This window comes from Hymenobacter sp. 15J16-1T3B, assembly GCF_020711235.1.
Lineage (GTDB): Bacteria > Bacteroidota > Bacteroidia > Cytophagales > Hymenobacteraceae > Solirubrum.
In genome coordinates this window covers 111,744-126,629 of sequence record NZ_JAJFAV010000008.1, presented here as the reverse complement: position 1 = coordinate 126,629, position 14,886 = coordinate 111,744, and the positions used below count along the sequence as shown (strand labels likewise).

The 14,886-nt window shown below is 65.8% G+C and carries 10 protein-coding genes; all 10 read left to right on the top strand.

Features of this window, described 5'->3' with window-relative positions:
- Nucleotides 1-68 precede the first annotated feature (68 nt).
- The 10 genes from LJ737_RS15000 (at nucleotide 69) to LJ737_RS14955 (ending at nucleotide 14,839) form a co-directional block, all read left to right on the top strand.
- Nucleotides 69-3,173 (top strand): SusC/RagA family TonB-linked outer membrane protein, encoded by a 3,105-nt coding sequence (locus LJ737_RS15000; protein ID WP_227767117.1) that lies wholly within the window; start codon nucleotides 69-71, stop codon nucleotides 3,171-3,173.
- 78 nt (nucleotides 3,174-3,251) lie between these two features.
- Entirely contained in the window at nucleotides 3,252-4,733 is a 1,482-nt protein-coding gene (locus tag LJ737_RS14995; RefSeq protein WP_227767115.1) for a RagB/SusD family nutrient uptake outer membrane protein, read from the top strand.
- Between the two features lie 21 nt (nucleotides 4,734-4,754).
- Nucleotides 4,755-6,050: a PKD domain-containing protein gene (locus tag LJ737_RS14990; RefSeq protein ID WP_227767113.1), complete on the top strand. Its 1,296-nt coding sequence runs from the start codon at nucleotides 4,755-4,757 to the stop codon at nucleotides 6,048-6,050.
- A gap of 36 nt (nucleotides 6,051-6,086) precedes the next feature.
- Nucleotides 6,087-6,965 (top strand): glycoside hydrolase family 16 protein, encoded by an 879-nt coding sequence (locus tag LJ737_RS14985; RefSeq protein ID WP_227767111.1) that lies wholly within the window; start codon nucleotides 6,087-6,089, stop codon nucleotides 6,963-6,965.
- Between the two features lie 73 nt (nucleotides 6,966-7,038).
- The gene (locus tag LJ737_RS14980; RefSeq protein ID WP_227767109.1) at nucleotides 7,039-7,839 is read left to right on the top strand and encodes a sugar-binding protein; all 801 of its coding nucleotides are present in this window, start codon (nucleotides 7,039-7,041) and stop codon (nucleotides 7,837-7,839) included.
- Nucleotides 7,840-7,852: 13 nt separating this feature from the next.
- Complete coding sequence (locus LJ737_RS14975; RefSeq protein ID WP_227767107.1) at nucleotides 7,853-8,719, top strand: glycoside hydrolase family 16 protein; 867 nt, start codon at nucleotides 7,853-7,855, stop codon at nucleotides 8,717-8,719.
- A 51-nt stretch (nucleotides 8,720-8,770) separates the two neighbouring features.
- Nucleotides 8,771-10,093 carry a sugar MFS transporter gene (locus LJ737_RS14970; protein ID WP_227767106.1) on the top strand — a complete coding sequence of 441 codons (1,323 nt, stop codon included), beginning with the start codon at nucleotides 8,771-8,773 and terminating at the stop codon, nucleotides 10,091-10,093.
- A gap of 4 nt (nucleotides 10,094-10,097) precedes the next feature.
- A complete protein-coding gene (locus tag LJ737_RS14965) occupies nucleotides 10,098-10,559 on the top strand; it encodes a helix-turn-helix domain-containing protein (RefSeq protein ID WP_227767104.1) in 462 nt (153 codons plus the stop codon).
- 80 nt (nucleotides 10,560-10,639) lie between these two features.
- The gene (locus tag LJ737_RS14960) at nucleotides 10,640-13,030 is read left to right on the top strand and encodes a glycoside hydrolase family 3 N-terminal domain-containing protein (RefSeq protein ID WP_227767101.1); all 2,391 of its coding nucleotides are present in this window, start codon (nucleotides 10,640-10,642) and stop codon (nucleotides 13,028-13,030) included.
- A 411-nt stretch (nucleotides 13,031-13,441) separates the two neighbouring features.
- The gene (locus LJ737_RS14955; protein WP_227767099.1) at nucleotides 13,442-14,839 is read left to right on the top strand and encodes an exopolysaccharide biosynthesis polyprenyl glycosylphosphotransferase; all 1,398 of its coding nucleotides are present in this window, start codon (nucleotides 13,442-13,444) and stop codon (nucleotides 14,837-14,839) included.
- Nucleotides 14,840-14,886: the final 47 nt, after the last annotated feature.

Here is a 14,886-nt window from a genome sequence, read left to right as displayed (position 1 = left end):
TGCCGTAGCCCGCTGCGGTCTGGCGCCGATTGCCGAAAGACACCTCACTCAACCACATCCATTCCCACATGAGCTACCACTTTTACCCGCATTCCTTCCTGCGGCGGGCGGTGCCCCTAGCAGCCAGCGGCCTGCTGACGCTAGCCGGTCCCGCACTGGCCGCCGCTCCGGGCGCCGCGGCTGCCCCCCGGCTTCGCGCCGCCGTGGCCGACGTGCCCGTCTCGGGCCGCGTGACGCAGGCCAACGGCGCGCCCATGCCGGGCGTGACGGTTATTGTGAAGGGCACCACGCTGGGCACCAGCACCAACGCCGAAGGTGTCTTCTCGCTAAACGTGCCCGAGAACAGCACGCTGGTTATTAGCGCGGTGGGTTTCGTGAAGCAGGAAGTCCCGGTGACGGGCGCTACCTCCGGCCTCGACGTGAAGCTGCAGGAAGACCTGCAGGCCCTCGGCGAAGTAGTGGTGGTGGGCTACGGCACCCAGCAACGCAGCAGCGTGACGGGCTCGGTGGCCTCGGTTTCGGGCCCCGAAATCCGCCAACAACCCATTTCGGACCCCACGCAAGCCCTGCAGGGCCGCGCCGCCGGCGTGACGGTGACGCAAAACTCGGGCGCCCCGGGCGGGGCGGGCGGCACCTCGGTGCGGGTGCGCGGCGTAACCTCGGCCGGCTACAACGCGCCGCTGTACGTGGTCGACGGCTTTCCGCTGCCCTCCGGCGATGAAAACCAGCTGAACGCCATCAGCCCGAACGACATCGAGAGCATCGACGTGCTCAAGGACGCCTCGGCCACGGCCATTTACGGCGTGCGCGCCGCCAACGGGGTGGTCATCATCACCACCAAGCGCGGCAAGTCGGGCAAGGCCAGCATCAACTTCGACGCCTACCGCGGCGTGCAGCAGGTGTGGCGCAAGCTGGACATGCTCAACGCCCGTGAGTACGCCGTCATCAACAACGAAGGGCGCATTGCCGCCGGCCAGGCCCTGCTGCCCAAGCTGCAGGACCCGCAGTCCTTGGGCGAAGGCACCAACTGGCAGGACCAGATTTTCCGCCGCGCGGCCATTCAGAACTACTCCCTCTCGGCCACCGGCGGCAGCGACAAAGCGCGCTTCGCCGTGTCGGGCAGCTACTACAAGCAGGACGGCACGGTGGTCGGCTCGCACTTTGAGCGCTTCACGTTGCGCGCCAACGGCGACCTGGACATCAAGAAGTGGCTGCGCATCGGCAACAGCCTCTCGCTCACGAACCTGAACGACCGGCAGGTCAACACCACCGACGAGTTCAACGGCATCGTGACGCTGGCCCTGCAGATGCCGCCCACGGTGCAGCCTTACAAGGCTGACGGCAGCTGGAACATGCCCGACCCGGTGGCCGACGGCTTCTCGGAGCCCAACCCGCTCATCGAAGCCCTGCTCGACAAGAAGAAGTTCACCCGCAACCGGGTGCTCAACACCTTCTACGCCGAGGTGGAGCCGGTCAAAGGACTGCGCTTCCGCACCAACGTGGGCGTGGACCTGATTTTCGACTACAACCGCTACTTCCGCCCGGGCCTGCCCGACATTCCGAAGTACGCGCTGCGCACGGCCAACTCCGGTTCGACCTACTCGCCGAGCTTCCTCATCGAAAACACGGCCACCTACGACCGCCTCTTCGCCGACAAGCACCAGCTGACGCTGCTGCTGGGCCAGTCGGGCCAGCAGTTCAACAGCTACAACGTGGGCGGCGGCCGCGGCGGCTACGTGCGCCCCGACCTGCAGGAACTGGACGCCGGCCCGCGCAACGACCAACTTTACAACTACGGCACCAGCAAAGAAACCTCGCTGGCCTCGTACTTCGGCCGCCTCAACTACGAGTTTGCCGGCAAGTACATCCTCTCTGCCACGGTCCGCTACGACGGCTCGTCGGCCTTTAAGAAAGGGGAGCGGTTTGGCTTGTTCCCGGGCGTGTCGGCGGGCTGGCGTATCTCGGAGGAGGGCTTCCTGCAGGAAAACCGCCTCATCAGCAACCTGAAGCTGCGCGCCGGCTACGGCGTAGTAGGCAACCCGGCCAACGCCGGCCAGTTTGCCTCGCTGGCCACCATCAACCCGGGGCTGATTTACCCCTTCGGCGACCAGGGTCAGGTGGTCAACCAGGGCTCGGGCCCGACCATCCTGCCCAACCCCTACCTGAAGTGGGAGAAAAACCAGCAGCTCAACGTGGGCCTGGACCTGGGCCTGTGGGAAAACCGCGTCGAGGCCTTTATCGACGTGTACAACCGCAAGTCGCCGAACCTGATTGCGGGCGTGCCGCCGTCCCTGGTGTCGGGCACCTACGAGTCGCCGCCCACCAACGCGGCCTCGGCCTACAACCGCGGCCTGGACCTGGCCCTGACCACCCACAACGTGGCCAAGGGCGACTTTACCTGGTCGACCACGCTGAACTTCTCGACCTTTAAAAACGAGCTGACCTCGCTGGGCTCGGGCCTGCCCTACGACGGGCAGACGTACCGCAGCGGCGCGGTGGTGCGCTACGACAAAGGCCACCCCTTCGGCTTCTTCCGCGGCTACGTGGCCGACGGCCTCTTCCAGACGCCTGAGGACGTGCGCAGCCACGCCACTCAGACCGGCGCCGCCCCCGGCGACATCCGCTTCAAGGACCTGAACGGCGACGGCGTCATCAGCGACAAGGACCGCACGCAGATCGGCAACCCCAACCCGGACTTCACCTACGGCCTGATCAACAACCTGAGCTGGAAGGGCTTCGACCTGTACCTGTTCCTGCAAGGCTCGCAGGGCAACGACGTGTACAACCTGAACCGCTTCTACACCGAGGGCGGCCTGAACGGCAACGGCAACTCCACCACCCGCGTGCTGGACCGCTGGACCGGCCCGGGCACCAGCAACACGGTGCCCCGCGCCGTGGCCGGCGACCCGAACCAGAACCTGCGCGTGAGCAGCTACTACGTGGAAGACGGCTCCTACATGCGCATCAAGACGCTCACGCTCGGCTACGCCCTGCCCAAGCAGTGGCTCGGCGCCATCGGCGGGCAGCAGGTGCGGGTGTACGTCTCGTCGCAGAACCTGCTGACGCTGACCAAGTACTCGGGCTTCGACCCGGAGGTGGGCGGCAACGCCGTGGACCGCGGCACTTACCCGCAGGCCCGCACCTTCCTCGGCGGCGTCAACATCGGCTTCTAGCAGTAGTCGGCCGGCCGGGCGCCCCTCGCGGCGGGCCCGGTCCCGGCTCCCCAGTTCCCTTTCCAGCCTCTCATTCCCATGCTACATACCAAACGTTTTCTGGGCACGGCGCTGCTCGTGAGCCTGCTGCTCAGCGGCTGCGGCGACAAGTTCCTGGACCAGTCGCCCACCGACCGCCTTACCGAAGAAACCTTCTACAAAACCGAAACTGACGCCATCGAGGCCACCAACGCGGCCTACGCGGTGCTCCCGCAGCAGGGCCTCTACAACGGCTCGCTCTGGGGCTTCGGCGACATCATGTCGGACAACTCCGAAACCGGCGGCGGCGGCGGCGGCGACGGGGCCGAGTACGTGCAGCTCGACAACTACACCATCGCGGCCACCAACCCGCTCATCTCGGCGCACTGGGGGGCTTGCTACGTGGGCATCGGCCGGGCCAACATCGTGCTGGAGCGCGTGCCGGGCATCACCATGACGGAGGCCATCCGCAAGCGCTGCCTGGGCGAGGCGCAGTTTCTGCGCGCGCTCTACTACTTCCACCTCGTGCGCATTTACGGCGACGTGCCGCTGATTACGACCCCGCCGAAATCGGCCGCCGAAGCCCTCATTGCCCGCTCGCCGCAGGCCGACGTGTACAACCAGATTGTGCAGGACCTGACCGCCGCGGCCACCAACCTGCCCGAAGCCTACACCGGCGCCGACCTGGGTCGGGCCACCAAGTGGGCCGCCGTGGCCCTGCTGGCCAAGGTGGAGCTGACGCGCGGCAACATGCCCCAGGCCGCCGCCGCGGCCCGGCAGGTGATTAACTCCGGCAAGTACCAGCTCTGGACCGACTACGCCAACAACTTCAAGGTGGCCACCGAAAATGGGCAGGAATCCATCTTCGAGGTGCAGTTCAAGTCGAGCGTGACCACCTGGAACGACAACGGGGTGGGCTTCAAGGGCAACGAGTTCTTTGCCCCGCGCGGGCAGGGCCTGACGCCCAACAGCGGCTACGGCTTCAACGTGCCCATGCTGGAATTCTCGCAGGGCTACGAAGCCGGCGACACCCGCCGCCCCGTCACCATCTGGCGCCCCGGCGACCCGTACCCCGCCGGCACGGCCGCGGGCACCCAGCAGCCCAACTCCTTGCCCGGCTCGCCCAACGGCCTGAACGTGAAGAAGTGGTTTGTGGGCCGCGCCAACAACTGCTGCCACGACTCGGAGCTGAACATTCCGGTGCTGCGCCTGGCCGAGATGTACCTGATTCTGGCCGAAGCCTCCGGGCCCAGCGCCGACGGCTTCGACAACCTGAACATCGTGCGCCGCCGCGCCTTCGGCGACAACAACCACGACCTGACCCCGGCCAACACGCCCGACTTCCAGGCGGCCGTGCTGCGCGAGCGGCGCTACGAACTGGCCTTCGAAGACGACCGGTGGTACGACCTGAAGCGCACCAACAAGCTCGTCTCGACGATGCGCGCCCGGGGCAAGAACATTCAGGACTTCAACGTGCTGCTGCCCATTCCGCAGTCGGAGCGCGACATCAACCCCAAGCTGGTGCAGAATCCCGGCTACTAACCTCCTTTCCGCGTCATTCCCATGCATTTCGATACGCTATTCCCGTTGCGCCGCCCGGCCCTGACCGGTAGCGCGGCCCTGCTGCTGACCGGCGCCCTGCTGCTCGGCGGCTGCCAGGACAAAGACCCCGACGGCCTCGACGGCCCGGTGCCCACGGCCACGTTCAGCTCCCAGCTCAACACCACGCAGTACCCGGTGGAGGTGACCTTCACCAGCAGCAGCCAGGACGGCTTTCTGGAGCAGTGGAACTTCGGCGACAACTCGCCGCTGGAAACCCACACGGCCGGCGAGGTGGTGAAGCACACTTACACCCGCGCCGGCGCTTACCAAGTGAAGCTGACGGCCGCTGGCCGCGGCGGCACGGCCATTTCGCCGGCCCAAACGGTGACCATCCCCTCGCTCTGCGGCGACGCAACCTTTAACGCCCTGACCGCCTGCAGCGGCACCGGCGCGGCCTCCTGGCGCCTGAGCGACCAGCCCGGCGCCATCAAGCGCCTCTCGGCCAGCGGGGCGGTCATTTCGTCTTCAGCGGCGCCGCTGCCCGTTTGCCAGGGCGACGACCAGTTTTCCTTTGCCAACACCTTCGCCTACAGCTACGACGCGGGCGCCGGCACCTACAGCGCCGGCACCTGCGGCGCGCCCCGCACCGCCAACTCCGGCTTCGTCTACAAAGCCGGCAGCGGCAGCGTGCTCGGGCAGATCATCCTGAAGGGCAAAGGTGCCTTCATCGGTCCGGCCGACTCGGTGGTCAACAAAACCTACGACATCGTGGAGGCCTCGGCCAGCCGCCTGCGCCTGCAGGGCACCAACCCCGACGGCACCAAGACCGAGGTGACCCTGCTGCCCCAGCTCTCGGCCCTCGACATCGTGAAGCAGAAGCTTACCGGCGGCTCCTCGCGTACCTGGGTGCTCGACAACACCCAGGCCGCGGCCATCATCGTGGGCCCCGACGACGCCAACCCTGGCCAGTGGTACGGCGGCGGGCCGGCCGGCTCCCTGCCGCCCTGCCAGGCCGACGACGAGTTTACCTTCAGCACGGCCAACGTGTACACCTACGACGCCAAGACCCAAACCCTCGTGGCCGGCGGCGTGGGCTGCTCGGCGCCGCTCTCGGGTACCTCGAACTTCCTCTTCGGCCCGGCCACCGGGGCGGGCGTGGCGCAGTTTGAGCTCAGCCGCACCGGGGCTTTCATCGGCGTGACGGACGCGCCGGACCTGGTGTACCGCATCATTTCCATCACCGACCAAACCATGGTGTTGCGCGCCGGGCGCCCCACGGCGGGCACCGTCTTTACCATGAAGCTGCGCGTGAAGTAACTTACGCCACGCCGCTAGTTTCCTTTCCTTCGCCTGATGAGTACCGCTTTTGATTACCTGCGCCGCACGTGGTGGGCCGGCGCCAGCCTCGGGCTGGCGCTGAGCCTGGCCGGCTGCACCGAGGAGCCCGCCAAACCCAAGCCCACGCCCGCGCCCACCACGCCGGCGCCCAACGCCGCCGCCCGGCCCTTTGCCGACTACACCCGGCCGGTGGCCGCCAACAGCGACGACTTCGGCGGCGGGGCCCTGGACCAGCAGAAGTGGAGCTTCGAGGTGCGCGACAGTTGGTTCAACGACGAGAAGCAGGCCACCACCAACTCGCCCAACAACCTGTTTCTGGACGACGGCAAGCTGCACATCGTGGCCCGGCGCGAAGCCTACAACGGCAAGCCGTTCACTTCGGCGCGCATCGTCACCAAAAACAAGATGAACTACGGCTTCGGCCGCCTCGACGTGCGCGCCAAGCTGCCCAAGGGCCAGGGCATCTGGCCGGCCATCTGGATGCTGGGCGTCGACGACGCCACGGCCGGCTGGCCGGCCTGCGGCGAAATCGATATTATGGAGCTGCGCGGCTCCCAGCCCGACGTAAACGTGACTTCCGTGCACTACGGCCCCAGCGCCACCGCGCACCTCGTCAAAACCGCGAACTGGCGCCTGCCCACCGGCGACTTCTCCCAGGATTTTCACACGTTCAGCCTCATCCGTAGCGAAAACCAGATCCGCTGGTTTGTCGACGGCACGGAAATCTACTCCGTGAATTCTTCGCAGCTGGCGCCCTACCCGTTCAATAACCCCTTCTACGCCATCCTGAACGTGGCCGTGGGCGGCGACTTCGGCGGCGACCCGTCGGCTACCGAACCCTTCCCCAAGGAAATGGTGGTCGATTACGTACACTTCTTCCAGTACCCGGAGTAGGGGAATAGGGCTCAGCCCGGCGGCGCCGCTTCGCAGCCCTCCGAAACCTGAGCACCTGCTAACCACGCAATACATGCAGCAATCAATGTCCTTTGGGGCGGCCCGCGGCAAACGAATTTGGAATGCGCTGGTTGTGGGACCGGCCATTCTGGGAACAGGGGCGTTTGTCGGGGCCGCACCCGCGGGCCACCCGTACCAGGCCCCGCAGGCCACCACCGCGCCCGTGCTCGATGGCCGGGCCGACGACGCCTGCTGGGCCCGCGCCGAGTGGCGCCCGCTCGACCAGCGCTGGGTGGGCCCGCCCACCACGGCCGCCGATTTCAGCGGCCGCTACAAAGTCGTCTGGACGCCCGCGCGGCTCTACGTGCTGGCCGAAATCACCGACGATAAGGTGACGGACACCCACGCCGATCCGCTCGACAAGTGGTGGGACGACGACTGTCTGGAAATCTTCGTCGACCCGGACCATTCCGGCGGCGGCCACCAGTACAACTACAACGCCTGGGCCTACCACGTGGCCCTCGACGGCCACGTGGTGGACATGGGGCCCGACCAGAAAGGCCACCTCTTCGACTCGCATGTGCAGAGCAAGCACCGCCGGCAGGGCCAGGTAACCACCTGGGAAACCTCGGTGGCCCTGTATGCCGACACCTACAACGACCAGCACCCGGCGGCGAACAAGCCGCTGACCATCCGGGCCGGGCAGCCCATCGGCTTCGCCCTGGCCTACTGCGACAACGACAACAGCCCCGAGCGGGAAAACTTCTTCGGCAGCGAAGTGGTGGCCGGCGACGACAAAAACCGGGGCTGGATTGACGCCGGCATATTCGGCACGCTCGTGCCGGTAGCGGCCCAGGCGAATCCGCGGCGCTAACTCTTTCTCTGCTATGCAATACGACTTTTGGCACCCCCGTTTCGGGGTGGCCCTGGGCTTGCTGTTGGCTTTTGGCAGCCTAGCTGCTACTCAGAAAACTTCCCCGCCCGCCGTCAGCCGCGCGCCGCGCTACTCTTTCAAGGAGCTGATCTGGCGCGAGGAGTTCAACTACACCGGCCTGCCCGACTCTAGCAAGTGGGGCTACGACGTGGGCGGCCACGGCTGGGGCAATAAGGAGCTGCAATTCTACACCAAGGCCCGCCGCGAAAACGCCCGCGTCGAGAACGGCCACCTCGTCATCGAGGCCCGGCGGGAGGCGCTCAATGCCCAGAACCCCTACACCTCGGCGCGGATGGTGTCGAAGGCCAAGGGCGGGGGCAGCCTCGCCTACGGCCGGGTGGAAGTGCGGGCCCAGCTGCCAGCGGCCCGGGGCACTTGGCCCGCCATCTGGATGCTGCCCGACGACTGGAAGTACGGCGACAAAGGCTGGCCCGACAACGGCGAAATTGACATCATGGAGTACGTGGGCTACCGGCCGGGCATTGTGCAGGCCTCCACCCACTGCCGCAAGTACTACTTCCGCACCAACAACCAGAAAACCGACTCCGTGGCCGTGGCCTCGGCCCCCACGGCCTTCCACGTGTACGCCCTGGAGTGGACGCCCGAAACCATCACCGCCTTCGTCGACAACCAGCCTTACTTCACCAGCCGCAACGAGCACTCGGGCTGGCAGGCCTGGCCCTGGGACCACCCGTTCCACCTGCTGCTGAACGTGGCCGTGGGCGGGGAGTGGGGCGGCCGCAAGGGCATCGACGAGGCGGCCTTCCCGCAGCAGATGCTGGTGGATTACGTGCGCTACTACCGCCTCAAACAAGACTAATCCGCGCCGCCCCGGCCGTTGATTCTATTCTTCTTCCCCTCCGACTTCGCTATGGCTGCTCCCATTGTATCCGCTGCCGCGCCGCCCGCCGCGCCCCTTGCGCCCGACGCGCCCCGGCCTAGTTACGCCCCGGCGCTGGCGTCCTTGACGGTGCTGTTCTTCATGATGGGCTTCATCACCTGCCTGAACGACATCCTGATTCCCTACCTGAAGGGCCTCTTCACGCTCGGCTACGCGGAGGTGAACCTGGTGAACTTCTGCTTTTTCGGGGCCTACTTGGTCATGGGCGTGCCGGCCGGGCTGCTGGTCAAGCGCTTGGGCTACAAGGGCGGCATGCTCGTGGGTTTTGTGGTGGCCGCGCTCGGGGCGGGGCTCTTTTTCCCGGCTGCCGAAGGCCGCACCTTCGGCCTGTTCCTGGCGGCTTTGTTCGTGCTGGCCACCGGCATCGTGACCTTGCAAGTGGCCGGCAACCCGTACGTGGCCATCCTGGGTCCGCCCGAAACGGCCTCCTCGCGCCTCTCGCTCACCCAGGCCTTCAACTCGCTGGCCACCACCATTGCCCCGGTCTTGGGCGCCCGGCTCATCCTCTCGCACCTGCCCGACCTCAAGCTCCTCACGCCCGCCCAAGCGGCGGCGCTGGACGTCACCTCGGTGCAGTACCTCTACCTGGGCATTGCCGCCGTGCTGCTGCTCATTAGCGGCTTGCTGCTGTTTCTGCGGCTGCCGCGCATCGAGCACGCCCCCGCCGCGCCCGAGGACACGCGCCGGGCCTGGCACTACGGGCACCTGCTGCTGGGCTTGGTGGGCATTTTCACCTACGTCGGGGCCGAGGTGGCCATCGGCTCGCACATCGTGAGCTACCTGCAGCAGCCCGAGGTGGTCGGCCTCAGCGCCCAAGCCGCCGGCTACCAGGTGGCCTACTACTGGGGCGCGGCCATGGTGGGGCGCTTCGTCGGCATCTTCCTGCTGCGGGCGGTGCGGCCGGGCCGGGTGCTGGCCGCCAACGCAGTAGGCGCGGTGGTGCTGCTGCTGATTTCGATTAACACCACCGGGGCGGTGGCCATGTGGAGCCTGCTGGCGGTGGGGCTGATGAACAGCATCATGTTCCCGGTCATCTTCACCCTCGCGGTGGCCGGGCTGGGCCGCCACACCGAAGACGCGTCGGGCTTGCTCTCGGCCGCCATCGTGGGCGGGGCCGTCGTGCCCCCGCTCTTCGGCCTGGTGGCCGACAGCGCCCTGGGCGGCGGCGGCGTGCACGCCCTGCGCCTGGCTTTCCTGCTGCCCGCCGCCTGCTACCTCTACATCTGCTGGTACGGCCTCAAAGGCCACCGCCCGGCCGCCGAAGCAGTAGCCGTACCCATCCAAAGCGTCTGACGCCATGGGCCGCCACCGTGACCCGCTTCGGCTGACGGCTGCCCAGCGCGCGGCCCTCCGCCACTGCCTGGCCCAGCCCGAGCTGGACCCGCGCCAGCGCAACCGCGCCGCAACCCTGCTCGACTGGGACGCGGCCCGCCCCGTGGCCGACACCGCCCGGCGCCTGGGCATGACGGTGGGCCGGGTGTACGCCCTGCGTCGCCTCTACCGCCTGCAGGGGCTGGAGGCCTACCTCAGCGCGCCGCCCCAGGGCGGCGCGCCCACCAAGCTCACCCCGGCCGTGGAAACCGCCCTGGCCGCCCTCATTACCGGCCTCGAAGCCGACGAGGCCAGCCACTGGCCCCTGCGGCGCCTCGCCGCCTACCTCGTGGAGCAGGGCTGTACCCGCTCCATCAGCCCGGCCACCGTGGCCAAAGCCTGGCAGCGGTTGCGCAGCCTGCTGCCGGCCGAAGCCGCGGCGCGGTAGCCGGCCCCAGACCAGTAGCCTTGCGCCTGACGACCTCCGTCCCAACACCTTCGAATTCTCACTTTCCTGATTACCCGGCGATGCATCTTTCCCGAATTGCCCTGCTCACGCTGCTGTCCGGCGGCCTCGCGCTCAGCGCCCAGGCCCAGAAGCAGAAAGTAAAAGTTAAAACCAAAGCCGGCCAAGCCGCGCCCGCCGCGCCGTCCGCCGCCGACCTCGACCGGCGCGTGGAAGCGCTGCTGGCCCAGATGACGCTGGAAGAAAAAGTAGGGCAGATGGCCCAGGTCACGCTCGACGTGGTCGGCAAGGGCAAGACGCGCTTCGCCAGCGACGAACCCTTCGCCCTGGACCCGGCCAAGCTGCGCGACGCGGTGGGCAAGTACAAACTGGGCTCCATCCTGAACGCGGCCAACAACCGGGCCCGCACCCCGCAGGTGTGGGAGGGCATCATCCAGCAGATTCAGGACGTGGCCACTACGGAAACCCGCCTGAAAATCCCAGTGCTCTACGGCATCGACGCGGTGCACGGCGAAACATACACGGCCGGGGCCACCATGTTTCCGCAGCAGATAGCCCAGGCCGCCGCCCGCAACCGCGCCCTGGTGCGCCGCGGGGCCGAAATCACGGCCTACGACACCCGCGCCTCGGCCATTCCCTGGGTGTTTTCGCCGGTGCTCGACCTGGGCTCCGACCCCCGCTCCCCGCGGCAGTGGGAAACCTACGGCGAAGACCCCTATTTGGCCGCCGAGCTGGGCCGGGAAGTGGTGAAGGGCTACGAGGGCGAGCAGAATACCGTGAACGACCAGCTGCACGTGGCCGCCTGCATCAAGCACTTCATGGGCTACCAGGTGCCGCAGTCGGGCAAGGACCGCACCAACGCCTACATCCCGCTGGAGTCGCTCTACGAGTACCACCTGCCGGCCTTCAAGGCCGCCATCGACGCTGGGGCGCACTCCATTATGATCAACTCGGGGATGATCAACGGGGTGCCCATGCACGCCAACTACGACATCCTGACCAAGCTGCTGCGCGAGCGGCTGGGCTTCCAGGGGCTCATCGTGACGGACTGGGGCGACATCGACAACCTCTACAAGCGGGACCACATCGTCGGCAACGTGAAGGAGGCCATTGCCTTGGCCATCAACTCGGGCATCGACATGGGCATGCTGGCCTACCAGTACGAGGAGTTCTGCGACAACCTGGCGGCTAATGTGCGAGAAGGCAAGGTGCCGCAAGCCCGCGTCGACGACGCGGTGCGGCGCATCCTGCGGCTGAAAATGCAGCTGGGTTTGTTCGAGCAGCCCGTCACGCGCACCAAGGATTACCCCAAATTTGGCAGCCCCGAGCACGAAAAGGCCGCCTACGACATGGCCGCCGAAGCCATTACCCTGCTCAAAAACCAGAACGGCATCCTGCCGCTGAAGAAAACCAGCAAGGTGCTGCTGGCGGGCCCGAATGCCAACTCCATGCGCACCCTCAACGGCGCCTGGACCTACTCCTGGCAGGGCGAAAAGGTGGAGGACTTCGCCGCCCAGTACAACACCATTCTGGAGTCCTTGCAGCGCGAAATCGGGGCCCCGAACGTGCGTTACGTGCCCGGCGTGAGTTACAACCCCAAGCAGGACGGCAAATACTACGACGAGACGGTGGACAAGCTGGACGAGGCCGTGGCCGCCGCCAAGGACGTGGACGCCATCATCCTCTGCCTGGGCGAGAACAGCTACGCCGAAAAGCCCGGCGACCTGAACGACATGACCATTTCGCCCCTGCAGATTGAGCTGGCCAAGCGCCTGGCGGCCACCGGCAAGCCCGTGGTGCTGGTGCTCAACGAAGGCCGCCCGCGCGTCATTTCGGCCTTTGAGCCGCAGATGGCGGCCGTGGTGCATACCTACCTGCCCGGCAACCACGGCGGCGAGGCCCTAGCCGACATCCTGTTCGGCGACGTGAACCCCTCCGGCAAGCTGCCTTACAACTACCCGCGCTACCCCAACGCCCTGGTGAGCTACATCCACAAGTACGCCGAGGAGCAGAAGCGCGGCGACGGGGTGTACAACTACGAAGCCGACTACAACCCGCAGTGGGAATTCGGCCACGGCCTGAGCTACACCAGCTTTAAGTACGCCAACCTGGAGCTGGACCGCACCTCCCTGACCAAGGACGGGCAGCTGACGGTGAAAGTGCAGGTGACCAACACCGGCCCGCGCGAGGGCAAGGAAGCCGTGCAGCTCTACTCCAGCGACTTGGTGGCCGCCCAAATTGCCCCCGACGTGCGTCGCCTGCGTCGCTTCGACAAAATCACGCTCAAGCCCGGCGAAACAAAGACTGTCACGTTCACCCTGCCCGCCCAGGAGCTGAGCTACACCGGCCGCGACGGTGAAAAAGTGCTGGAAGCCGGCGAGTTTGAAATCCGCATCGGCGACCAAGTGAAAAAAGTTACCCTAGCAGATTCTGGCTCGGCTTCGGCGAACTAAGCAGTTGAGAGGCCAGGTCGTCGGGCGTGATTCCGCGTGTCCCGCGGGCTGTGTTCGGCGCGACGTGCGCCCCGATGCTCGGACTCACAAGCCGTAACGCGGCTCAGCACCCCCCAACGGACCTTCCGGCCGCCGTTCTAACTCTGCAGTTGGAGCGGCGGCCGTTTTTTTGTGCCCTAGCTGAACTGCTAAATGACTTGCGGAAGGGCGCAAATAATTGAGGTACAAACAGATTAGTAATGCCTGGCAGAACCATTGCATTGCACAATCCTTATTTAAGTATGACTATTTATAAATTAAGTATAAATAAATATTGTTTAAAGTCTAAATATTCCTTCCTTGGATACCGAAAGGCAGTCACCCGCAAGTCGCTGCCAGAGTCCAGTCCCTGTAGCTCCTCTCCGCCAGCTTATGGAACGCTACCGTCACTATTCCGATGCCTCTCGCATCGTGCTGCCCGTGGTGGATGTGCTGCTCATTTTGGGCGCCTTCCGTCTGGCCGGGTACATCACCGCCGGTTACTGGTCCTTTGATGGCTTGTATCCGGCCCTATACGCGGTGTTTGCCATGCTGTGGTGGATCCTGTCGGGCCACTACGCCAACATCTACCGCGTCGACAAGCTCATCACCTACCCCGAGAAGCTGCTGTACCTAGTGCGCACCTTCCTGCTGCACGCCGTGCTGCTGATGGCCGGGGCGGTGCTGCTCGACCAGTACTGGGTGCCCGCACGCTACTTGCTCTCGGTGTACTCGCTGTCGATGCTGGCCGTGGTGGGTGGGCGCTTCCTGCTCACGTTCGGCTACCGCCAGTACGTGCAGTACCTCTCGCGCCCCGTCAGCCGCTACGTCATCGTGGGGGTGGGGGAGAGCGGGCAGAGCCTGTACCGCTTCCTGACCTCGCACGACCCCGACGGCAACGAATTCGCCGGTTTCTTCGCCGACGAGCCCGTGCCGGGCGGCCTGCGGCCCCTGGTGCGCGGCAACCTGGCCGACCTGAAGAGCTACTGCCAACGCAGCCACGTCGACGAAATCTACTTCTCGCTGCCGCTCGACCGCCGCGACCTGATTGAGGACCTGTCGGGCTTTGCCGACCAGCACTTTCTGGCCTTTCGCATCGTGCCCGATTTCAGCGGCACCGTGCGCAAAGACGTGAGCGTGTACTTCTACGACCACCTGCCCATCCTCACCATCCGGCACGAGCCGCTGGGCATCCGCACCAATCAGCTGCTCAAGCGCCTGTTCGACATTGGTTTTTCCCTGACGGTCATCCTCACCGTTTTCCCCTTCATCCTGCCCATTCTGGCCCTCATTATCAAGATTGACTCGCCCGGCCCCGTGTTCTTCAAGCAAATGCGACCCGGCAAGCGCAACCAGCTGTTTCCGTGCTACAAGCTGCGCACCATGCGCACCGACCACGGCCGCACCGAGCTGCAGGCCACCAAAAACGACGTGCGCATCACCCGCGTGGGAGCTTACCTGCGCAAGTACAACCTCGACGAGCTACCGCAATTCTTCAACGTGCTGCTCGGCCACATGTCGGTGGTTGGCCCGCGGCCCAACATGATTTCGCAGCTGGAAGAGTACAGCAAGCACATCAGCCAGTACCAGCTGCGCCACGCCGTGCCCCCCGGCATTACCGGCTACGCCCAGGTCAACGGCTACCGCGGCGAAACCCGCGAAGCCGGCACCATGGAAAAACGCGTGGAGTACGACCTGAAATACATGGAAAACTGGTCGTTCGGGCTCGACATGAAGATTATCGGCCAGACCGTGTGGAACATGGTCCGCGGCGAAAAGAATGCCTACTGACAAAGGTGAAATTGTGAATTCGTGAAATGGTGAGTTTGCTGTTCGGG